Consider the following 22,308-nt stretch of genomic DNA (forward strand, 5'->3'; position numbering starts at 1 on the left):
GGACCCATGGAAATCATTCTGCTCGAGCGTATCGAGAAGCTGGGTGCAATCGGCGACGTCGTAACCGTCAAGGACGGCTATGCGCGCAACTATCTGCTGCCCAACAAGAAGGCGCTTCGCTCCAACAACGCCAACAAGAAGGTGTTCGAGGCCAACCGCGCCAAGATCGAGGCCGACAACGCAGCCCGTCGTGACGACGCTGCCAAGGCGGCCGAGAAGGTCGATGGCGTTCAGGTCGTCCTGATCCGTCAGTCGTCGAACAGCGGCCAGCTCTACGGATCGGTCTCGGTTCGTGACATCGTGGAAGCACTCCACGAAGCCGGCCACACCAATGTGAGCAAGTCGATGGTCGTGCTGGAACGCCCGATCAAGACGCTCGGCCTGTTCGACGTGCGCGTCTCTCTGCACCCGGAAGTCTCCGTCACCGTTCAGGCCAACGTCGCACGTTCGCCTGAGGAAGCCGACCTGCAGAAGGACGGCGTGGACGTCATGGCCTCCATGTTCGAGAAGGACGAAGCCGGCTTCACTGAGGATTACGATCCCAATGCCGAGCCGGGCGAAATCGCGACCGAGGCTGCCGAGCCGGCTGCCAACGAGGATACGGAAGAGGCCTGAGCCCCTTCCCTCCGCAAGCTTTAGAAACCCCGCCGGACAGATCGTCCGGCGGGGTTTTGCTTTGTGGGAGATCGGATCGCCCGTCACCGGGCGCTGCCGGGCGGTTCAGGTCTCCAGATGAAGAAAATCGCGCGCGTAACTGCGCATATGGGCACCGCCATCGACGATGATTGTCTGGCCGGTCACCGACTCCGCCCGCGCCAGATACAGCACCGCCTCGCCCACCGCCTCCGGCGTCGGCAACACGCCGAGCGGCGCGTGGCTGGCGAGCCGCTCCAGTTGCTCGGGCGTATAATCATAGGTCGCGAGGGTCAGCCCCGGCGAGACGGCGTTGACCCGAATAGCAGGCGCCAGCGTGCGCGCGGCGATCCGCGTGAAAGCCTCCAGCCCCGCCTTGCCCAGCGTATAGGCAAGCTGGTCGCCATGCGGCTGGGCCAGGCGCTGGTCGAGAATATTGACGATCGAGGCGCCAGCACCGTCGGGCCGGGCCGCCGCGGCAAAGGCCTGGGTCAGCAACACCGGCGCAACCGTATTGACCTGATGATAGTCGGCCAGCTGGCCGGCGCTGACATTGGCCAGCTCGCTCTCGCCGAACAGCGAGGCGCTGTTCACCAGCAGATCCGGTGCACGGCCGAAATGATCGATCACCGCCGGCATCAGCCCCTCGGCGGCACCCGGCGTCAGGAAATCCGCGACGAAGCCATGCCAGCGCACGCCTGTTTCGGCGAGGCATTCGGACAGGAAGCGATGCGGCTCCGCATCATGCCGGCCGTGGATCGCCAGCGCATAGCCGGCGCGCGCCAGATGCATGGCGATGCGCGCGCCGAGGCGGCGGTGCCCCCCGGTGACGAGCGCGAGCGGGGCCTGCGCCGTCATTTTACGCCCATGAGGCGCAGCACTTCCTCTCGGCTTTTTTCGTCGCGCTTGAACACGCCCATCATCCGGCTGGTGCGCATGATCGTGCCATGGGTGCGGACGCCCCGCCCGGTCATGCAGCCATGGGTTGCCTCGATCACCACGGCCACGCCGAGCGGCTTGAGATTCTCCCAGATGCAGTCGGCGACCTGCGCTGTCAGCCGCTCCTGCACCTGCAGGCGGCGGGCGAACGCCTCCAGCACGCGAGCGAGCTTGGAGATGCCGACGACATAATCCTGCGGCAGATAGGCGATGTGCGCCTTGCCGACGATCGGCGCCATGTGATGCTCGCAATGAGACTGGAACGGGATGTCGGTCAGCAGCACGATCTCGTCATAGCCGCCAACCTCGTGGAAGATGCGCGAGAGGTGATAGGCCGGGTCTTCGGCATAGCCCTCGCAATATTCCCGCCAGGCGCGCGCCACGCGCTTGGGCGTTTCAATGAGGCCTTCCCGCTCTGGATCGTCGCCGGCCCAACGGATGAGGGTGCGGATCGCCTCCTCGACATCCTTGGGAACGTCCGGCTTTGCCGGCTTGGGACTGTGTTCGTTCTGGCTGGCCATGCCTACCCCCGGGAAAAGGACAAGAGGACACGCGGGTGTGCATGTCGATATGCTGATGCGGCGCAGATAGGCCGTTGGAACTTTCTATTCAACCGCAGACGCCCGAGTCGGGCCGCTTGCGCCCAAAAGGGCAGCGTGGACTTGGTATGCCAGGCTATCCGTGGCGCCAAAGATAAGGAAATTATGCCCCGCCCGCGCACCTTCCGTTGACGTTAGGGTAAGGCCGAGGATTGGCGGATTTCTTGGGCTTGCATGGACCACGCAAGTGGCGAAGCCGGCAGCGAGCTCTTGCGCGAAGGCGATGGCATGGCCCATATTGGCCGCACCAAAGGCCCCGCCAGACCTACAGGAGAGCGACCATGGAAGTCTTCATCTATGATGCCGTGCGCACACCGCGAGGACGCGGCAAGCCGGACGGGTCGCTCCATGAGGTGACGCCGGTACAGCTGGCAGTGCAGGTTCTCCAGGCGGTGCGCGATCGCAACGCCATCGACACGGCGGACGTGGACGACGTGATCCTCGGCTGCGTCGCCCCGGTCGGCGAGCAAGGGACGGACATTGCCCGCATGGCGGTGCTGACGGCCGGCTATGCCGAGACCGTGCCGGGCGTGCAGATCAATCGCTTCTGCGCCTCGGGCCTGGAAGCGGTGAACATGGCCCTCGCGAAGGTGATCAGTGGCGAGGCGGAGCTGGCCATTGGCGGTGGCGTGGAGAGCATGAGCCGCGTGCCGATGGGCGCGGACGGTGGCGCCTGGGCTTCCGATCCCAATGTGGCCTATGCCAGCTATTTTGCGCCGCAGGGCATTGGCGCGGACGTGATCGCGACCAAGTTCGGCTTCTCTCGCGATGATGTGGATGCCTATGCGGTCGAGAGCCAGAAGCGCGCCAAGGCCGCCTGGGACGACCAGCGCTTCGGCAAGTCGATCATCCCGGTCAAGGACGTGATCGGTCAGGTGCTGCTCGACCATGACGAGCATATGCGCCCGGAAACGACGATGCAAAGCCTTGCCAGCCTCAAGCCAAGCTTCCTGGCCATGGGCGAGGAGATGCCGGGCTTCGACACCATCGCCCTGCTCCGCTACCCGGAGCTGGAACGCGTCAACCATGTCCACCATGCCGGCAACAGCTCCGGCATTGTCGATGGCGCTGCGGCCGTGCTGGTCGGCAGCAAGGCCATGGGCGAGAAATATGGGCTCAAGCCGCGCGCCCGGATGAAGGCCATGGCTTCGGTCGGCTCCGAGCCGATGATCATGCTCACGGGCCCGGAAAACATTGCCGACAAGCTCCTGAAAAAGTCTGGAATGTCGGTCGGCGATATCGACCTTTGGGAGCTGAACGAAGCCTTCGCCAGCGTCCTGCTGCGCTACATGCAGGCGATGGGGCTCGATCACAGCCAGATCAACGTGAACGGCGGCGCCATCGCCATGGGCCATCCGCTCGGCGCGACCGGGGCGATGGTGCTGGGCACTGCGCTCGATGAGCTGGAACGCTCCGGCAAGGGCACGGCGCTGGTCAATCTGTGCGTCGGCGCGGGAATGGGCACGGGCATCATTATCGAGCGGGTTTGAGGCCCGCAAATTGAAGGCAGCAGTTCAACACCGTTCGTGCTGAGTAGCTCCTGAGCTTGTCGAAGGAGCGTATCGAAGCGCCCAGCCTGCTCAGTGACCCTTCGATACGGGTCTTCGACAGGCTCAGCCCCTACTCAGGGCGAACGGAAAGTGAAGACGAACGAGTCAGGAGGCACATATGGCTACGACCATCACGACCGAGATCGACGGCGACGGCATCGCCCTTCTCACCATCGACGTGCCGGGGCAGTCGATGAATGTCATCACGCCCGACTTCCTGACCGACTTCGCCGCCGCCATCGCACGGATCGGCAGCGAGGAGGCGATCAAGGGCGCCGTCATCTGCTCCGGCAAGGACAGTGGCTTCATGGCGGGCATGGACCTCAAATATCTCTCGGCCATGCTGCGCGAGGCGACAACCGGCGATGTCGACATGGCCGCCCTGTTCGACAATGTCTTCACCCTCAATGACTTGCTGCGCAAAGTTGAGACCTGCGGAAAGCCGGTCGCGGTTGCCATCGAAGGCACGGCCATGGGCGGTGGTCTGGAGCTCGCTCTCGCCTGCCATCACCGCGTGCTCAGCAACAATCCCAAGGTGCAGATCGGCCTTCCGGAAATCCTCGTCGGCCTGTTCCCCGGCGGTGGCGGCTCACAGCGCCTGCCCCGCCTGATCGGCATCCAGGGCGCGCTCATGTACATGCTGCAAGGCAAGAGCTGGCGCCCGGCCGAGGCGGCGGCGATGAAGGTCGTCGATGAACTGGCCGACCCGGGCCAGACTGTCGATGTCGCCAAGGCCTGGGTGAAGGCCAATCCCGATGCCCACACCCAGCCATGGGACATCAAGGGCTTCAAGGTCCCTGGCGGATCGGGCCAGTTCAACCCCGGCTTCATCCAGACGATGATGGCCGCGACGGTGATGACCACCAAGCAGACCCAGCGGAACATCCATGCGCCGCACGCCCTGCTCGGCGCGGTCTATGAAGGCATCCAGTTGCCCATGGATCGGGCGATCCGCGTCGAGAGCAAATATTTCGCCAAGGTGGTGGCCGATCCGCAGGCGGGCAACATGGTCCGCACGCTGTTCGTCTCCAAGCAGGCCGCCGAACGCGGCGCGCGGCGTCCCGCCGGCATCGAGAAGGCCCCGACGAGAAAGCTGGCCGTGCTTGGCGCCGGGATGATGGGCGCGGGCATCGCCAATGTCGCGGCGCAGGCCGGTATCGACGTGGTGCTGCTCGACCGCGATCTGGCCTCGGCGGACAAGGGCAAGGCCCATGCGCAGGCGCAGATGCAAAAGCGCATCGGCCGGGGCATGACGCCGGATAAGATGGAACAAGCCCTCGCCCGCATCATGCCGGCGGACAGCGTGGACGCGCTGCAGGGCTGCGATTTCGTGATCGAGGCCGTGTTCGAAGACCCTGCGATCAAGGCGGAGATCACCCAGCGGGTCGAATCCGTGCTGGGGCCGGACGTGATCTTCGGCTCCAACACCTCCACCCTGCCGATCTCGGGCCTCGCCAAGGCCTGGTCGAAGCCGGAAAATTTCATTGGCGTGCATTTCTTCTCGCCGGTGGAAAAGATGCCGCTGGTCGAGATCATCCTCGGCAAACAGACCGGCGATGCCGCCGTTGCCAAGGCGCTCGATTTCGTCGCGCAGATCCGCAAGACGCCCATCGTCGTCAATGACTCGCGCGGTTTCTACACCTCGCGCTGCTTCGGCACTTATGTGCAGGAAGGCGCGCAGATGCTGGCAGAGGGCATCAACCCCGCGCTGATCGAGAATGTCGGCCGCCAGCTGGGCATGCCGGTCGGCCCGCTCGCCGTCTCGGATGAGGTCTCCATTGAGCTGGCCCATAAGGTGACGCTCGCCGCGAAGGCCGCGCTGGGCGATGCCTATCTGCCCGCGAAGGCCGATGATGTCGTCGCGCATATGGTCGAGATCGGCCGCCTCGGCCGCAAGAACGGCAAGGGCTATTATGATTATCCGGCGGACGGCGGGAAAAAGGCGCTCTGGCCCGGCCTTGCGGCGGAGTTCCCCCGCGCTCTCAACCAGCCGACGCCGGCCGAGGTGCGAGAGCGGCTGCTCTACCGCCAATTGGTCGAATGCGCCCGCTGCTTCGCCGAGGGCGTGCTGGTGACGCCGCAAGATGGCGATATCGGCGCAATCTTTGGCTGGGGCTTCGCGCCCTATACGGGCGGCCCGTTCAGCGCGATCGACACGATCGGCCCTGCGAAGGTGGTCGAGGTGCTGGATCGGCTGACAGCCGCGTATGGCGAACGCTTCGCGCCGCCTGAGCAGTTGCGGGAGATGGCAGCGAGCGGCCACGGCTATTATGACGGCGCGCAGGTGAAGGCCGCCTGAGAGGATAATCGGCCGAGCAGCCGGATCGCCCTGTACCCTCTCCCCTTGAGGGAGAGGGATGCGAAGGCTTGGCAGCGTGCTGCCTAGCCGAAGCTGGGAGAGGGGTATGCGATCCACGGGATCGCGCGGACCATAGATCCGCCAACCCTCATCCAACTGCGCCTAGCCGCTCATAGCGGCAAGGCTTCGTATCCTTCTCCCCCAAGGGGAGAAGGATTAAGCTTGTCACAGCCTTTGCCGGCATCAGGGAGGACAACCCATGCTCACGCTCTACATCGCCCCCGGCGCCAGCTCGATGGCCCCGCACATCGCCCTCGTGCACATCGGGGCGCCGTTCGAGCTACGTTCGCTCTCCTTCGCCAAGCGCGAACAGGCTGAGCCGGCCTATCTCGCGATCAACCCCGAGGGCAAGGTGCCGACCTTGGTGACCGAGGAGGGCACGTTGACCGAAGTGGCGGCCATCCTCTTCTATCTCGCGCGGCGTTTTCCCGAGGCCGCGCTGCTGCCGGATGATCCCATGGGCACCGCGCAGGCTCTCTCCTGGATGTCGTTCGCCGCGTCGACGCTGCATCCCTCCTTCATTGCCGGGCAAGAGCGCGCGGAGGCCGCGCTCGAACAAGCGGAGCATCGGCTTGCGGGTCAGGAATGGGCGGTAGGCGGCAGGCTTTCGGTGGCCGACATCCACCTTTTCCGTCTATTCTGGCGGATGCGACACACGCTCGCCCTGCCGGTGGAGAACTGGCCGGGCCTCACCGCCCATTACGACCGGATGATGGCGCTGCCAGCCGTTCGCAAGACCTGTGAGATCGAACAGTCGATCGGCTATGAATTGCGCGGGCTGCGGGTGCCCTGAGCAGGCCGTCTCCGCTCAGGCGTCCGCCCACACCGGCAGATCGAGCGTGAAACGGGCGCCCTGCCCCAGCGCGCTTTCCACCGTCAGATCGCCGCTCATCGCGCGTGCGAGACGGCGGGAGATATAGAGCCCCAGCCCGCTGCCATCCCCGCCGGAGAGGCCCAGTCGCTCGAACCGCTCGAAAATGCGCTGGTGATCGGCGGGGTCGATGCCGCCGCCCTGATCCGCAACGACGACGCGGGCACGCCCGCCCTCGCTATCGACGCGGACCCAGATGGTGCTGTCGCGCGGGGTATGCCGCACCGCATTGCCGATGAGATTGACGAGGATCTGCAGTACGCGGCGATACTCACCGCAGGCCATGGCACTCTCGCCCAGCGGCGGCGTCTGGATGCGAATGCCGCGCTCGCCCGCACGGACGTGCAGCAGGCCGGCGGCTCGGCGCGCCAGATCGGCCAGATCGACGCGCTCCTTCGCCACCCGGAAATCGGGGCGCTCAATGGCGTGAAGATCTGACAAGTCATCGACCAGATCTAGCAGATGGCGGCTGGCCTGGGCGATGTCCGCGCCATAGCCTGCATATTCCTCGCGCAGTTCACCATGGGCCTGCGCGGCAATGCTGCCGGCATTGGCGATGATCCGCCCGATCGGCTGGCGCAGGGCGCGGTCCAGCCGGGGGGCGAAGCCGGCATCGAACATGCCATCGCCAAAGAGATCGTGGATCTCCGCAGACGGCGCCTCTGCCTCGACGCGGGGTTCCTGTGCGGGCTGGCTCTCCTGCGGCACGGCGCGGCCGCGATAGCCCATCAGCGCGCCATGCTCATCGAACAGCGGCTCGCCGGATATGCGATAGGAGACCGCATCGTCGGCCCGCAGGCGCGCATGCTGGTCCGTGAACGGCATACGCAGCGCCAGCGCCTCGACCAGCGGCATCGGCGACACATCGTCCGCAATGATCGCATCGAGGCGGAAATAGGCGGTCAGCGGCTCGCCATCGCGGGGCGGCTCATGCCCGACGGCGGCGGCTTCGGCCGCAACCTGCCGGAAGCGCAGTTGCGTATCCACTTGCCACGGCCAGCCCGGCTCGGCGGGCGCCAGACGGCGCGCCATCAGCACGCCCAGTTCACCGGGCCATTGACGCGGAGCGCGCACCTGCCAGTCGACGATGGACATGGCATAGCCGTCCGCCTCGGGACGGATTTGCACCCACATGCTGAGATCGGCCTCGCCCTGTGCAGCCTGCACCGCGCGAGAAATCGGGATGCGCAGCCGCGCGGCGAGGCGGACGAGCGCGGCCAGCGCAGGAATGGCGAGCGGCCCATGCGGATCGCCGCCCGCATCGGCCTGCAACCGCGCAAGCGGCGCGTCGGCCGAGATGATGCGACCGTCGCCGTCCAGCCGCGCCAGGATTGGCTCCGTGCCGGGGGGCGCGACTGTCATCGGCCGTCCAGCAGAGCGAGCTTGTCCGCCAGCTCGCGCGGGTTCATCCGGTCGAGCAGCCATTGCATGGCCTGTTCCGCGTCAAAGGCGCGGTAGCTCTCGACAAACGCGACAAGCGCGGCATCGCCCCCTTCGGCGAGACCGGTGACCGGGCCGAGCATCTCTGCGACCTGAAAAGCGCCGGGATCGTCCACGCCCATAACCCGCAACAGGGCGAAGCGATCGCGATCCTGCGGGCCGATCAGCGCCTCCAGCACCTCGTCCAGCGCAATGCCGCCCTCGCACTCCACGATGGCAGCGAAGAGGAGCAGCCGTGCTTCCGCCAGCGCGTGCGGGGCGATGGCGAAGCGTTGATCCGAATTAAGCGCACGCGCGCAGCGGCGGGCCTGTGCGATGGCGCCCTGCCCTTCATCATGACGGGCAATCAGCCCCTCGGCGGCGCGCGCGATGGCCGTCGTCAGCATGGGATCGGCGCCGGCGGCTTGTGCGCTACTCCCGTTTACCAGCAGGGCCGCGACGGTCCAGACGAGATCGTGATAGAGCTCGGCCGGCAGGTCCGGCAGGATCGTTGCGTCGAGCAACATCGGCCCGCACCAGTTGCGCTCCGCCAGCGCGAGGCCAGCCAGTGCATCGAGATAGCGACCATTGTCGCTGGCCTCGCTCTCCAGCCGCGAGCGATCGCCATGGCGACCCTCGAGCCGATATTGCCGCATCAGCAGCGACACGCAGGCACGATGACGCAGATGGCGCAGCAAGTCCGGCGAAAGCACGGCGATGTCCCGCTCGATCGCCTGCCGCGCATAGCCTGTATCGGGCATGGCGGAGGCCGAGGCCACAGGCTCACGGGCCAGTCCGGCGACCAGCGCCTGCTCGACCGCGTTCATCAGCCCGGCAAGATGGATCCGCGTTTCGGCCAGCAAGGCATCGGTCCAGCGGCCCGGCGCATCGTCGGCCAGCCGCGCGAGATCGGCGCCATGGCGAACCTCCAGCGCCAGCCCACGAGCAAAGCGCGCGGCAAACACCGCGCCTTCCCGCTCGCCGCCATGGCGTTGCTGAACCGGTTCACCCACGCCCGTCATGCCCCATCCCTAGCCAAACAGGCTTAACAGGCCCTAAAATTCGGACCTTCCCACATGGAACAGTCGCGCGGCCAGCAGACCGGCCAGAACCCAGCCGAGCAGCGCAAAGGCTATTCCCACATAGCCGACGATAACGCCGGCCAGCACCATCAGCAATGCCGCCGGGACGCCGGGACGAAGCTGCACTTCCCAAAGCGCGGTGGGCGTGGTTCGTTCCGACCCGAAGGTGAAAAGAGTGAGGAACAGCAGCACGAACAGCACCGTGGTGAGCGCCAGCGGATCCGCTCCTGCCGCCCGCAAACCGGTCATGCCGAGCAGCAGCAGCGCGCCGCCCTGCACCAGCGCCAACGGCCAACGCCGACCAGTCGCCCGCAGGGTCAGCTGGGCATAACGATTTGCCAGCGCCGCGATGCCGAGCGCCGGCAGCATGAGGAGCAGCGCCGGAAAAGCCCATCCGCTGAGCCCCACTGCCACACTGCCCGCGCACAGCAGCACGGCAAGCAGCGCGATATGTCCCGGTTCCGCCTGCCGGTGCATCAACTCGCGCAGCAACGTACGCGAGAGCGGCGCCAGCAAGGCCGCAACGCCGCCGCCATCGCGCCAGCTTGCGTCGGGGGCGTAATCGCTCAGCGCATTCAGCGCCAGATCGGCACTGGACTGATCGGTGAGGAAGGCCAGCCGCCCCTGCAGCACCGGCTCGGGCGGCAGCATGATCCGCTCCACGCCATCCTGAACGGCGCGACGGAGCAAGGTGAGCACCAGATCCCACTCGCCCAGCATATCCAGCGTTGCGAGCAGCCGTGCCCCGGAAACACAGAACGCCCCGCCCCACATGCTGCTGGCATCCAGCCGCTCGAAGCTGGCCGTGCTCGCGCCCGAGGGCAGCACCAGCACCGCCTCGCCCCCGCTGATCGTCAGGGCGTCGAGCGCTTCTGAGGGGATCACCGCGCCTTCCGCCATCAGCAGAACAAGGTCTTCCGGCCCAATCGTGCGGGCCAGTTCCGGCATGTCGCGCACCACGCTCACCGGGCAATCGGTCTCCCGCGCGATGTGATCGGCCATGCGAGTGAGGCCGGGCAAGTCCGCCTCGGCCGCTGCCGCATCCGCATGGATGATGAGCTTTTCCGCGCCCGCGCCCAGCGCCAGCCGCGCCTGATATTCGATGAGGCTCTGGCCGCCAAAATCCAGCAGCGCCGATGACACGGGCGACTGCAGACCGTCCCGTGCGGCATTGCGCGCACTGAGCAGAGCGACCAGCACCATGGATGCTACCTAGAGACCGACATTCGACACAGACAATCTGTCTGGCAATGCGGTGGCCCGATTGCAAGGCCCCCATTTCGACACAGGGGGATGCCGTGAGAGTGATCAGCCGACACATGCGGTCGGCCGGTCAGTCTTCGTTTTCCGCCCCGACCGTCGCGAGCGCCTGGGTGATGCGCCGCAGGATGACCGGATCGCCCGGCGCGCCGACCAGTGCCTCGTCGGCAAGGTTCATCAGGCGATTAACGCCAAAGCTGGCGCACAGCCCCTTGAGTCGCAGCGCCGCCATCGTCCAGTTCGCATCGCAGCGGGAACGGGCGAGAAGATCAACCTGCCGGCCTGCGCTCTCGAGGAATGCGCGACGCAAATCCGCGATGAGCGCACGGTCGGAACCGACTGCCGCAGCAAGGGCTGCTTCGAGCGTGCCAGGATCATATGCCATGGCCATCTGATAACCTTCGAAAGGTGAACAGAGTGTAAAACCGGGTTCCCCCTCAGAGGGAACATGTTAAGGAAATGTCATGTCCGACGCCCGAAAAGTCGAAAATCCGTCCCAAAACGGTACGGATGGGCGGGATATCGACCAGATTAGCGGCATCAACAAGGGGCCAGAACACGTGAAACAGGACGGCGTCTCGCGCCGCAACGAGTCGGATGCAGGCTGGGACGCGCCCGCCTTTCCCGATCGTTCCTCTGGGGGAGATCAAGGCATGGCCACATCCTTCGCAAACGGCGCCGAAGAGAGCGAACCGCTCAGCCCGGCGCGGAAAGCCGCTCTGGGGGGCTTGGGCGTCATTGCCGTCGGCTGGGTCGCGCTTGTGGTCGCCAGTGGGACCGATCCGGACATCGGCGCGCGCTCCGCATGGCTGATCAACCTGATCGCAGTCGCGACGGCACCCTTGTTGATCCTTGGCGGCCTCGCCGTGATCCTGATGCGACGCCCGGCCGCGGCTGTAGCCTCGCTCAGCGCCGACGACGCCGCGCAAATCACCAGCGAAGCGCGCCAGGCCCTGACCATGCTTACCGACGTGAACGGCCAGCTCGCCGGCCAGACCCGCGAAACCGCCCGGACAGCCGAGGCGGCGAGCGAGTCCCTGCGCCGATCCATGACGGAAATCGCCGCGCAGACCGACCTGCTCGGCCAGAACAGCACGACCTCGCTGTCGCGCGTGAGTGCCGTCGGCGACCGTCTCGCCGCGATGGTCGATACGCTGCCCAAGCTGGAGGACCGGCTGGCGACACTGGGCGAAACGCTCGCGCGGGTCGGTGGCGATCTGGGCCAGCGCCACGATGCCCTCGATCATCAGTTGCAGGCGACAGCTTTGGTGGCGGAGGAAGTCCGCCTGCAGCTCACCGATGCCGGCAAGGCGCTCTCGGCGCAGATCTCCGGTCTGCGTGACGGAGCGCATGACGCGGGAGAAGAGCTGACCAACCTCTCCGAACTCTCCTCCGCCCGTCTCGATCTCACCATCGACCGCGTGAAATCCGTGCTCGATGCGACCGAACAGCGCCTTGATGCGCAGAACGCCGCGCTGGCCGCGCTCGTCGAACAGAGCGCCGCGGCGATCGACCGCGCATCCAGCGGCGGTCTGGATCGCTTCGCGGCCACCTGCCGCGAGATGGAAGCCCTGCTGGACAGCCTCGATGTCCGGCTGGAAGGGCAGACCGGCAGGAGCACGCAGTGGCTGACCCAGACGAGCGAGCAGGCAACCGCGCTTGCGCATTCGTTCGATGCGCTGGAGCAGGCCTCGCTCGCCCGCACCCAGCAGCTTTCCGGCACGCTCAGCCGGCTGTCAGGGGAAACCCAGGCCCTGATCGAGACGCTGGGGCGCGGCGATGGCCATGCCGGCCAACTTATCCAGCGCACCGAAGCGCTGCTGCTCGCCCTGGACAGCAGCGTGCGCGAGCTGGACGAGAGCCTGCCGGCCGCGATTGGCCGGGTTGAAAGCCAGCTTGGCACGATGCACGAGCGCATCCGCACGGCAGGGCCGGCGCTTGAAGCCGTGGAAGCGGTGGCGACCGGCGTCGTCAGCCAGTTGCGCGAGTCGGACAAGGCGACCAACACCCAGCTCAGCGTGCTCACCGAGGCTTTGTGCAAGTCTCAGGATGCCCTTTCCGCGCAGCGCCAGCAAATCGCGGCGCTGGCCGATGCGGTCGAGCAGGCAGGTCGTGGCATGGAGGTGCTTGGCGAGACGGTCGGCCCGCGTCTGGCGGAAGCGCTGGGCGAAGTCCGCAATGCCGCCGACGCTGCTGCCTCACGCGCGCGAGAAGCGATGGACAACGTGATCCCGGCAGCCGCGCAGGGGCTCGCAGTGGCCAGCGACAAGGCCATCCGGCAGGTGGTTGAGGCGACCGTCTCGAGCGAACTGGCCCGGCTGGCTCAGGCGGCCGACGAGGCTGCGCAGACCGCCCAGAAGGCCACCCACAAGCTGAGCGGCGACATGCTGACCCTCGCCGAAGCCGGCAAGACGCTCGACCTCGCCATCAGCGCACATCGCGAGAAGCTGGAGACGCAGGACCGCGATCTGATCTCCGAACGATCGGCCATGCTCATCGGCGCATTGGGCGAGCACGCCATCGATGTCGGCAAGTGGTTCGACAAGGATGTCTCGGACAGCGACTGGAACGCCTATCTCAAGGGCGACCAGGGCCTATTCGCACGGCGCGCGACCAAGCTGGTCAACAATGCAGAGGCGAAGCAGATCCACGCCCTCTATCAGGACGATGCCACCTTCCGCGAGCATGTGAACCGCTACATCCGCGACTTCGAAATGCTGCTGCGCACGGTGATGGCCGCCAAGGACGGCAGCACCCTGGCGCTGACAATGATCTCGTCGGATATCGGCAAGCTCTACGTGGCGCTTGCACAGGGCATCGACCGGCTTCGGCCAAATTGAGGCCGAACTGAGCGGGGCGCGCGGCTGAAACCGCGCGCCCGCCTCCCCGCTTATTGCCGGAGGCTCTCCGGCGCATTTAAAAACCCGTCGAAGCTGCGGATGGTCACCCAGCCATATTCCCAGTTCGCGTAGAACAGCGCAAAGAACAGGGCGGAAAGCACCGTCGTGCGCAGGATCATGCGGAAGAAACGGAACTCATGGGGTGCGCTGTCCGCCTGCCCCGGCACCTTCTCCTTCCCAAGCTCGTCGCTGGTGCGCACGCCGAACGGCAACACCAGAAACAGGCTGAGAAACCAGATCAGAAAATAGATCGCCAGCGCGGAGCCGATTTGCATCCTCGCCTCCCTCAGCCGGCCTGCACGATCGTCACGTCGACGATCGGCTTCTTGCCGGTCCACTCGAACGCCACGCGCCGCGCGCCGATGCGCACCGCTTCCCGCAGGGACTCGACGTCCCCGCTCTCCTTGCCCTTGGCGACAACCGCGCCCACGGCCTTGGCGGCATCGGCGAGAAACTGCTCGCGATCATCCTCCACCGGCACGCCCTTGGTGCGGATATCCGGCACGCCCAGCATCTTGCCCTTGGCGGAAATGGCGAGGCCGACGCTCATATGGCCATGGATCATGATCTTGCGACGCTCGTTCATGGTGTTGCCATCGGCCGGCAGGATCACGTCGCCATCCAGCACGAGGCGCCCGGCGCGCGTCTCACCGATCTTGTGCGGCCCATCCGGGGCGAGGCGGATGATGTCGCCATTGGTCTGCACGATGCCGCGTTCGATGCCCTGCTCGGCGGCAAAGCGCGCCTGTTCGGCCATATGGCGCAGTTCGCCATGCACTGGCACGATCATCTCGGGCCGGATCCAGCCATACATCGCCGCCAGCTCCGGCCGCCCGGGGTGGCCTGAGACGTGGATATGCGCATCGTTCTCGGTGATCATCACTACATTCTTGGCCGCCAGCGCATTCTGGATGCGGCCGATGGCCAGTTCGTTGCCGGGAATCTTGCGCGACGAGAAGATCACCGTGTCGCCGGTATCCAGCTTGATCGGGTGTTGATCGGTCGCGATGCGGGCGAGCGCGGCGCGGGATTCTCCCTGGCCCCCGGTGGCGATGACCATCGCCTCGCGCGGCGGCACCGCCATGATCGCGTCGAAGTCCAGCATCGGCGGGAGATTCTGCAGATAGCCGCAGCCCTTGGCGATGGTGATGATGCGATCGAGCGAGCGCCCCGCCACGCAGAGCTTGCGGCCGGTGAGCCGCGCAACATTGGCCAGCGTCTGCAAACGCGCGGCATTGCTGGCGAAGGTGGTCACCACCACCCTGCCCTTGGCGCCGGCGATGGTGCTCAGCAGATCGGCCTGCACAGAGCCTTCCGAGCCGCTGGCCTCGGGATTGAACACATTGGTGCTGTCGCACACGAGCGCCAATACGCCCTGGTCGCCCACAGCCTTCAGCTCTTCCGCCGTGGAGGGCACGCCGATCTGCGGCTCGTCGTCGAGCTTCCAGTCGCCGGTGTGGAAGATGCGGCCAAAGGGCGTCTCGATCAGCAGCGCATTCCCTTCAGGAATCGAGTGCGCCAGCGGCAGATAGCGCATCCGGAAGTCGCCGAGTTCGAAGCTCTCGTCCTCCCGGATGACATGCAGCGTCACGCTGTCCGTCAGACCTTCCTCGGCAAGCTTGCCCCGCACCAGACCGGCGGTGAACGGCGTCGCATAGATCGGCACGTCGAGATCGGCCGCAAGATAGGGCACCGCGCCGATATGATCCTCATGCCCATGGGTGAGTACGATGCCGAGCAGATCCTTCTGCCGCTCCTCGATGAACGCGGTGTCCGGCATGATGAGATCGATCCCGGGGAAGGACGGATCGGAGAAGGTCACCCCCAGATCCACCATCAACCATTTGCCACGACAGCCATAGAGATTGAGATTCATGCCGATTTCGCCTGACCCACCAAGGGCCAGGAAGAGAAGTTCATCGCCTGGCGTCATGCACTTTTTCCGCTGCGTTCATAAAGGAGTGCCAGGCCGGTCAATGTGAGATCCGGCACGATGGCATCGAAGAGATCGGTCTTCTGGTCGAACAAAATGGCGAGGCCGCCGGTGGCAAGGACAGTCGCCGGGCGGCCGATCTCTTTGCGCATCCGCATGACCAGCCCCTCCATCATTGCCACATATCCCCAGAAAACACCAATCAGCATCTGGTCTTCCGTGGTGCGGCCGATCACGGAATCATTGTTACGGGGGGATTCGATGGCGATGCGGGGCAGTTTCGCGGCATTGTTCACCAGCGCATCGAGCGACAGGTTGATGCCCGGCGCAATGATCCCGCCCTTATAGGCGCCGGTATAATCGATATAGTCGAAGGTGGTTGCCGTGCCGAAATCGATGACGATGAGATCGCCTTCATAGGCGTCATGGGCGGCGACGGCATTGAGCGCGCGATCCGCGCCGAGCGTCTGCGGCATCGGCACGTCGACATTGATATGCCATTCCACCGGCGGCTTGCCGGCGATCAGCGGCTCCACGCCGAAATATTTGCGGGCCAGCACGTCGAGATTATGGAGCGCGCGCGGCACGACCGTGGAGACGATCACCGCCGTCACATCCTTCATGCCCAGCCCTTCGAGCTGGAGCAGCTGGTTGATCCACACGGCATATTCATCACCGGTACGGCGCGGATCGGTGGCGATCCGCCAGCGCGCGCGGATCGTGCGATCGGACGCGATCAGCGCGAAGACGACATTGGTATTTCCGGCATCGATGGCTAGCAACATGGGCTGATCCTCTCAGGCGGCGTTGCGCGTTTCCCGCGTCGAATTCAAGGCAATATGCCGACATCGCCGCTGTGGATGACGGCCTGTGTCCCGTCGTCACAGGCGAGCATCAGCGCACCATCGTCGCGCAGGCCAGCAAAGCGACCGTGAACGGGCGCGTCACCCGTGCCTGTCACCACCAGCGCCGTGCCGATGGGATGCGCCCGCGCCAGCCAGGCCGGGACGAGCGCGGCCATTCCCTCCGTGCGCCAAAGCAGCAGCCAGCGGTCGACCGCAAGAACCAGCGCGTCGAGGACTGTCTCCGCAGTGAAGCCGGCCCCGCCCGGCAGTGAGTTCAGCGCCACGGTCGGGCGGTCGGCGAGCGACGGCGCGGTGGTGATGTTGACCCCGATCCCCGCGACGATCCCCTGCCCCTCCCGCTCCAGCAACATGCCCGCCAGCTTGGCGCCATCCGCAAGAACATCATTGGGCCATTTCAGCAGGATCGGCGCATTGTCTGCGAGACTGGAAAGCGCGTCATGGACCGCGATCCCCATCATCAGGCTGATGCCGGTGACTGGCGGATCACCCGGCTGCAGCGCGATCAGGGTCGACGCGTAGAGATTACCCGTCGGACTCTGCCATGCACGCCCGAGCCGCCCTCGCCCGGCCGTCTGGCGCTCGGCGCGAAGCCAGTGCCCGTCCGGCCAGCGATCGGCCTGCGCGCGCAGATCGGCATTGGTGGAGCCGGTTTCCGGTACGACATGGATGCGCGCGTGCGCCATCTAGCCGCGCCCCTGTGACGCCATGCGGTGATCGAGGGTCATCGACGCGCCCATTGGGCACCGCCGCGTCGCCCCGCTCGGGAGGCGACGCGCGGCGATCTCAAAACAGCGAGGCTGCAGCAGCCGCGCTCGCCCGGTCGAGCCAGGGGTTGAGCAGATAGCCCACGACGATGATCGCCGCGCAGGCGGTCATAAGGCCATATTCCAGCGGGCTCCGTGCGGTGCCATAAGGCTCGGCGGGCTGGTCGAAGTACATCGTCTTGACCACCTTGAGATAATAGAAGGCACCGATGACCGAGGCGGCAATACCGATGGCGGCCAGCGGCGTGAGGCCCGCACCGACGGCGGCATCGAACACCAGGAACTTGGCCCAGAAGCCGAACAGCGGCGGAATACCCGCAAGGCTGAACATGAAGATCGCCAGCGCAGCCGCCAGACCCGGCCGCGAGCGCGACAGGCCCGCGAGGCTCGCGATCGTCTCGACCGGATTGCCGTTCTCGTCGCGCATCTGCAGCACGCAGATGAAGCTACCGACCGTCATGATGATGTAGATGAACAGATAGCTCATCACCGCCGCAACACCTTCGGCCGTGCCGGCTGCCAGACCGATCAATGCGAAACCGATGTTGTTGATCGAGGAATAAGCCAGCAGCCGCTTGATGTTGGGCTGGTTGATCGCCGCGACGGCACCCAGCACGATCGAGGCCAAGGCCATGAAGATGATGATCTGCTGCCAGGCGACGCCGCTCGGTCCCATCGCGCTGATCGCCACGCGCACTGTCAGAGCGAGCGCAGCGACCTTGGGCGCGCTGGCGAAGAAGGCGGTGACCGGCGTCGGCGCACCTTCATACACGTCGGGCGTCCACATGTGGAACGGCACGGCACTGATCTTGAAGGCAAGACCGGCCAGCACGAACACCATGCCGAACATCTCGCCGGTGCTCAGGCCATCGGCCATTGCTGCAGCGACACCGCTAAAGCTGGTCGTGCCGGAGAAACCATAGAGCAGCGACATGCCATAGAGCAGGATGCCGCTCGCGAGGCCGCCGAGCACGAAATATTTGAGGCCCGCTTCTGCCGAGCGCGAATCCTTGCGGGCAAAGCTCGCGAGCACATAGGCGGCCAGGCTCTGCAGCTCGAGGCCGATATAGAGCGTCAGCAGATCGGCCGCCGACACCATCATCGACATGCCGATGGACGAGAAGAGGATCAGCACCGGATATTCGGCACGCAGGCCACCGTCGCCATCGAAGAAGCGCGGTGCCACGACGATGCAGGCCGCAGCCGCGAAGAAGATCAGTGCCTTGGCGAAGCTCGCAAAGGCATCGGCGCGGTAGAGACCCTCGAAGATCAGGCCGCCGGCATTCACCGCCGGCGTGGCGAGCTGCAGCCCGGCCACGGCCAGCGCCAGCACCGAGAGCCAGCTCACCGTGCGACCGGCGCTATCGCCTGCAAAGGCACTGACCATCAGCAGGACCAGGCCCGAGATCGTCAGCGTGATTTCCGGCAGGACCGAAGCAAATACGCCCAGGCTATCCATCAGTGCGCCCCCTCGGCGTGTTCTTCGTGATGTGTTGTAGCGGCCTTGCCCGTGCCCTTGGTGAGATGGGCGTCACCGGCGGGCTTCACAGCCTCGGTGCGGGCAACGATGCTGGCGACATTGCCGCGCATCGGCGCCAGGAAGCTCTCGGGATAGACGCCCATCCACAGCACCGCAGCGGCAATCGGCACAAGCAGCGCCAGTTCGCGCGCCGAGAGGTCCGGCATGGCGCGGACGTCATCCTTCACCAGATCGCCGAACACGACGCGGCGGTAGAGCCACAGCATATAGGCGGCGCCCAGGATGATGCCGGTGGTGCAGACCAAAGCGACCCAGCTCGATGCCTGATAGATGCCCATCAGCGACAACAGTTCGCCGACGAAGTTGCTCGTGCCCGGCAGGCCGACGGAGGCCATGGTGAAGAGCATGAACAGCAGCGCATATTTGGGCATGTTGACGGCAAGGCCGCCATAGCGACTGATCTCGCGGGTGTGCAGGCGATCATAAATGATGCCCACGCACAGGAAGAGCGCGCCGGAAACCAGGCCGTGGCCGAGCATAACCATCATCGCGCCCTCGACGCCCTGCTGGTTGAAGGCGAACAGACCGACCGTCACGATCGCCATGTGCGCGACCGAGGAATAAGCGATCAGCTTCTTCATGTCGCTCTGCACCAGCGCGACGAGACTGGTGTAGACCACCGCGACCATCGAGAGGCCCCAAACCAGCCAGGCCAGTTCGGCCGAGGCGACCGGGAACATCGGCAGCGAGAAGCGGATGAAGCCATAGCCGCCCATCTTTAGCAGCACACCGGCAAGGATGACCGACCCTGCGGTCGGCGCCTGCACGTGCGCATCCGGCAGCCAGGTGTGGACCGGCCACATCGGCATTTTCACCGCGAAGCTGGCGAAGAAGGCGAGGAACAGCCAGGTCTGCGCATGCGGCGGGAAGTCATAGGCCATCAGCTCCGGAATGGCGGTGGAGCCGGCCGTGCGGACCATCCACAGCATCGCAATGAGCATCAGCACCGAGCCGAGCAGCGTATAGAGGAAGAATTTGTAGCTGGCGTAGATCCGGTCCGCGCCGCCCCAGATGCCGATGATGAGATACATCGGGATGAGGCCGGCCTCGAAGAAGATGTAGAAGAGGAAGATGTCCTGCGCCGCGAAGACGCCGATCATCAGCGTCTCCATGAACAGGAACGCCGCCATATATTCGCCGACGCGGTCCTTCACGGATTCCCAGCTCGCGCCGATGCAGATCGGCATCAGGAACACGGTAAGCGCGATCAGCATCAGGGCGATGCCGTCAATGCCCAGCGCCCAGGCGAACCGCCCGAAGATCGGCGCATATTCGGTGAACTGCCACTCCGCCGCACCGGGCGTCATGTCGAAGCTCAGCCAGAGGATAGCGCCCAGCACCAGGTCGATCAGGGTCGCGGCGAGCGCGATCCAGCGCGCCGACTGCGCCGAGACGAACAGGCAGGCGATGGCGCCGATCATCGGAACGGCGAGCATCAGCGAAAGGATGGGGAAGCTCTGGCTCATTTCGGCATGATCGCCCAGGTGACTGCCGCGGCGAGGCCAATCAGCATCACCAGCGCATAGGAATAGAGATAGCCCGACTGCATGGCCCGCGTGACCCGACTGCCGGCGACGACGACTGCCGCCGCGCCATTGGGACCGAACCGATCGATGACCCCCTGGTCGCCGCCCTTCCAGAAGACGCGGCCAAGCCACATGGCCGGGCGAACGAAAATGAGATCATACAGCTCGTCGAAATACCACTTATGCAGCAGGAAATCGTAGAGCATGTAGAACTGCGCCGTAAACTTGGCCGGCCAGTCGGTGTGGCGGATATAGGCCAGCCAGGCGATGACGAGGCCGGTGAGCATGACGACGGCCGGCGTCGCCTTCACCCAGAACGGCACTTCATGCGCGGCATGGACCAGATGCTCGTTGAAATAGAGCGTGCTGGCCGCCCAGAAGCGGGCGCCCTCTTCGACCCCGAAGAAGCTGTAGTAGAACACATAGCCACCCAGCACCGCGCCAAGGCTCAGCACGATCAGCGGGATGAGCATGACCAGCGGGCTCTCATGGGGGTGATAGCCTGCCGTGCCGGTCGCCTGCGCATCGACGCCATGGCCGTGCGGATCATGACCCGCATCTTCCTGCGCCGGCGGATTATCCGCGCCATGCTCGGCATGGCCATGTGCTTCGGCGTGGGCATGGTCGTCATGGCCGTGACCGTGGGCATCATGCCCATGCGCGTCATGCACAGCGTGCTGAATGTGCTCGCTGCCCGCCCAGCGGGGCTTGCCCCAGAAGGTCAGGAACATCAGGCGCCAGCTGTAGAAGCTGGTGAGCAGCGCCGCGAAGGCGCCGACGAAGAACGCGCCCGTGCCATGGCCGCCCGCCGCGAAGGCGCTCTCCAGGATGGCATCCTTGGAGAAGAAGCCGGCAAAGCCGAAATAGGTGCCGGGAATGCCGACGCCGGTAATAGCCAGCGTGCCGAGCAGCATCGTCCAGAAGGTGATCGGGATCGATTTCCGCAGGCCGCCATAATAGCGCATGTCCTGCTCATGGTGCATGGCATGGATCACCGAGCCGGCACCAAGGAACAACAGCGCCTTGAAGAAGGCGTGCGTCAGCAGGTGGAACATGGCGGCGCCATAAGCGCCGACACCAGCAGCGAAGAACATGTAGCCGAGCTGCGAGCAGGTCGAATAGGCGATCACGCGCTTGATATCGGTCTGCACCGTGCCGATGGTGGCGGCGAAGATGCAGGTTGCCGCGCCAACGATGGTAACCACCGCCATGGCCGTCGCGCTCGTCTCGAACAGCGGCGAAAGGCGGCAGACCATGAACACGCCTGCCGTGACCATGGTCGCGGCATGGATCAGTGCGGAGACCGGCGTCGGACCTTCCATCGCGTCCGGCAACCAGGTGTGGAGGCCGAGCTGCGCGGACTTGCCCATCGCGCCGATGAACAGCAGCAGGCAGAGGACCGTCATGGTGTCGAGGCGCATGCCAAGGAAGCCGATGGTCGAACCGGCCATGGTCGGGGCCGCCGCGAGGATCGCCGGAATGTCGATCGTGCCGAACACCAGATAGATGCCGAAGATACCGAGCATGAAGCCCAAGTCGCCGACGCGGTTGACGACGAACGCCTTGATGGCTGCCGCGCCCGCCGAGGGCTTCTTGTACCAGAAACCGATCAGCAGATAGGACGCCAGGCCCACCCCTTCCCAGCCGAAGAACATCTGCAGCAGGTTGTTGGCGGTCACCAGCATCAGCATCGCGAAGGTGAACAGCGAGAGATAGGCGAAGAAGCGCGGCTGATCCGGGTCTTCGTCCATATAGCCCCAGCTATACAGGTGAACCAGCGCGGAAACGCTGGTGATAACCACGAGCATCGTCGCCGTGAGCGAATCCACCCGCAGCGCCCAGCTGACGTCCAGCGTGCCCGAGCGCATCCAGGTGAACAGCTCGACAATCTGCGGCTGCGCATTGCCGGTAAGGTAGGAGATGAAGATCGGCCAGGACAGCGCGCAGGAGAGGAACAGCGCGCCCGTCGTGATGATCTTGGACGGCACACTGCCGATGGCGCGCTGACCCAGCCCCGCGATGATCGCGGCAAGCAGCGGACCGAAGACGATGATTGAGATCACGCGA

General features: G+C 65.4%; 18 protein-coding genes. 5 read left to right on the forward strand and 13 right to left on the reverse strand.

Annotated elements, in window-relative coordinates; genetic code table 11:
* Positions 1-6 precede the first annotated feature (6 nt).
* On the forward strand, positions 7-615 hold the full coding sequence (gene rplI / locus M2332_RS04550) for a 50S ribosomal protein L9 (RefSeq protein WP_181560057.1): 609 nt from the start codon (positions 7-9) through the stop codon (positions 613-615).
* A 105-nt stretch (positions 616-720) separates the two neighbouring features.
* Here rplI and M2332_RS04555 read toward each other — a convergent pair whose 3' ends face one another.
* Positions 721-1,491, reverse strand: a complete 771-nt coding sequence (locus M2332_RS04555) for an SDR family oxidoreductase (RefSeq protein WP_264573138.1) — start codon at positions 1,489-1,491, stop codon at positions 721-723.
* A complete protein-coding gene (folE, locus tag M2332_RS04560) occupies positions 1,488-2,093 on the reverse strand; it encodes a GTP cyclohydrolase I FolE (protein WP_264573139.1) in 606 nt (201 codons plus the stop codon). Before folE ends, M2332_RS04555 begins: the two co-directional genes overlap by 4 nt.
* Positions 2,094-2,452: 359 nt before the next feature.
* Here folE and M2332_RS04565 point away from each other — a divergent pair, with 359 nt between their 5' ends.
* From M2332_RS04565 to M2332_RS04575, 3 genes are all read left to right on the forward strand, one after another.
* Positions 2,453-3,661: an acetyl-CoA C-acetyltransferase gene (locus M2332_RS04565; protein WP_264573140.1), complete on the forward strand. Its 1,209-nt coding sequence runs from the start codon at positions 2,453-2,455 to the stop codon at positions 3,659-3,661.
* A 178-nt stretch (positions 3,662-3,839) separates the two neighbouring features.
* Complete coding sequence (locus M2332_RS04570) at positions 3,840-6,020, forward strand: 3-hydroxyacyl-CoA dehydrogenase NAD-binding domain-containing protein (RefSeq protein ID WP_264573141.1); 2,181 nt, start codon at positions 3,840-3,842, stop codon at positions 6,018-6,020.
* 259 nt (positions 6,021-6,279) lie between these two features.
* The gene (locus M2332_RS04575; protein WP_264573142.1) at positions 6,280-6,873 is read left to right on the forward strand and encodes a glutathione S-transferase family protein; all 594 of its coding nucleotides are present in this window, start codon (positions 6,280-6,282) and stop codon (positions 6,871-6,873) included.
* A gap of 15 nt (positions 6,874-6,888) precedes the next feature.
* Here the strand turns inward: M2332_RS04575 and M2332_RS04580 are convergent, their stop codons facing one another.
* The 4 genes from M2332_RS04580 to M2332_RS04595 all read right to left on the reverse strand — a co-directional run bounded on the left by M2332_RS04580 (position 6,889) and on the right by M2332_RS04595 (position 11,097).
* Entirely contained in the window at positions 6,889-8,313 is a 1,425-nt protein-coding gene (locus M2332_RS04580; RefSeq protein WP_264573143.1) for an ATP-binding protein, read from the reverse strand.
* Positions 8,310-9,392: a hypothetical protein gene (locus tag M2332_RS04585; protein ID WP_264573144.1), complete on the reverse strand. Its 1,083-nt coding sequence runs from the start codon at positions 9,390-9,392 to the stop codon at positions 8,310-8,312. The genes M2332_RS04580 and M2332_RS04585 overlap by 4 nt, the downstream gene beginning before the upstream one ends.
* Positions 9,393-9,425: 33 nt before the next feature.
* Positions 9,426-10,655, reverse strand: a complete 1,230-nt coding sequence (locus M2332_RS04590; protein WP_264573145.1) for a hypothetical protein — start codon at positions 10,653-10,655, stop codon at positions 9,426-9,428.
* A gap of 130 nt (positions 10,656-10,785) precedes the next feature.
* A complete protein-coding gene (locus M2332_RS04595) occupies positions 10,786-11,097 on the reverse strand; it encodes an Hpt domain-containing protein (RefSeq protein WP_264570741.1) in 312 nt (103 codons plus the stop codon).
* Between the two features lie 268 nt (positions 11,098-11,365).
* Here M2332_RS04595 and M2332_RS04600 point away from each other — a divergent pair, with 268 nt between their 5' ends.
* The gene (locus M2332_RS04600) at positions 11,366-13,552 is read left to right on the forward strand and encodes a hypothetical protein (protein WP_264573146.1); all 2,187 of its coding nucleotides are present in this window, start codon (positions 11,366-11,368) and stop codon (positions 13,550-13,552) included.
* A gap of 50 nt (positions 13,553-13,602) precedes the next feature.
* Here the strand turns inward: M2332_RS04600 and M2332_RS04605 are convergent, their stop codons facing one another.
* From M2332_RS04605 to nuoL, 7 genes are all read right to left on the reverse strand, one after another.
* Positions 13,603-13,887 (reverse strand): DUF1467 family protein, encoded by a 285-nt coding sequence (locus M2332_RS04605; RefSeq protein ID WP_264570743.1) that lies wholly within the window; start codon positions 13,885-13,887, stop codon positions 13,603-13,605.
* A gap of 11 nt (positions 13,888-13,898) precedes the next feature.
* Positions 13,899-15,545 (reverse strand): ribonuclease J, encoded by a 1,647-nt coding sequence (locus M2332_RS04610; protein WP_264573147.1) that lies wholly within the window; start codon positions 15,543-15,545, stop codon positions 13,899-13,901.
* Positions 15,542-16,330 (reverse strand): type III pantothenate kinase, encoded by a 789-nt coding sequence (locus M2332_RS04615; protein WP_264573148.1) that lies wholly within the window; start codon positions 16,328-16,330, stop codon positions 15,542-15,544. Before M2332_RS04615 ends, M2332_RS04610 begins: the two co-directional genes overlap by 4 nt.
* A gap of 44 nt (positions 16,331-16,374) precedes the next feature.
* Positions 16,375-17,094: a biotin--[acetyl-CoA-carboxylase] ligase gene (locus tag M2332_RS04620; RefSeq protein WP_264573149.1), complete on the reverse strand. Its 720-nt coding sequence runs from the start codon at positions 17,092-17,094 to the stop codon at positions 16,375-16,377.
* A 100-nt stretch (positions 17,095-17,194) separates the two neighbouring features.
* Positions 17,195-18,634, reverse strand: a complete 1,440-nt coding sequence (gene nuoN, locus M2332_RS04625) for an NADH-quinone oxidoreductase subunit NuoN (protein ID WP_264573150.1) — start codon at positions 18,632-18,634, stop codon at positions 17,195-17,197.
* The gene (locus M2332_RS04630; protein ID WP_264573151.1) at positions 18,634-20,181 is read right to left on the reverse strand and encodes an NADH-quinone oxidoreductase subunit M; all 1,548 of its coding nucleotides are present in this window, start codon (positions 20,179-20,181) and stop codon (positions 18,634-18,636) included. Before M2332_RS04630 ends, nuoN begins: the two co-directional genes overlap by 1 nt.
* The gene (gene nuoL / locus M2332_RS04635; protein ID WP_264573152.1) at positions 20,178-22,304 is read right to left on the reverse strand and encodes an NADH-quinone oxidoreductase subunit L; all 2,127 of its coding nucleotides are present in this window, start codon (positions 22,302-22,304) and stop codon (positions 20,178-20,180) included. Before nuoL ends, M2332_RS04630 begins: the two co-directional genes overlap by 4 nt.
* Positions 22,305-22,308 lie beyond the last annotated feature (4 nt).

The organism is Sphingobium sp. B11D3A (assembly GCF_025961695.1).
In the GTDB taxonomy this organism is placed as follows: Bacteria; Pseudomonadota; Alphaproteobacteria; order Sphingomonadales; family Sphingomonadaceae; genus Sphingobium.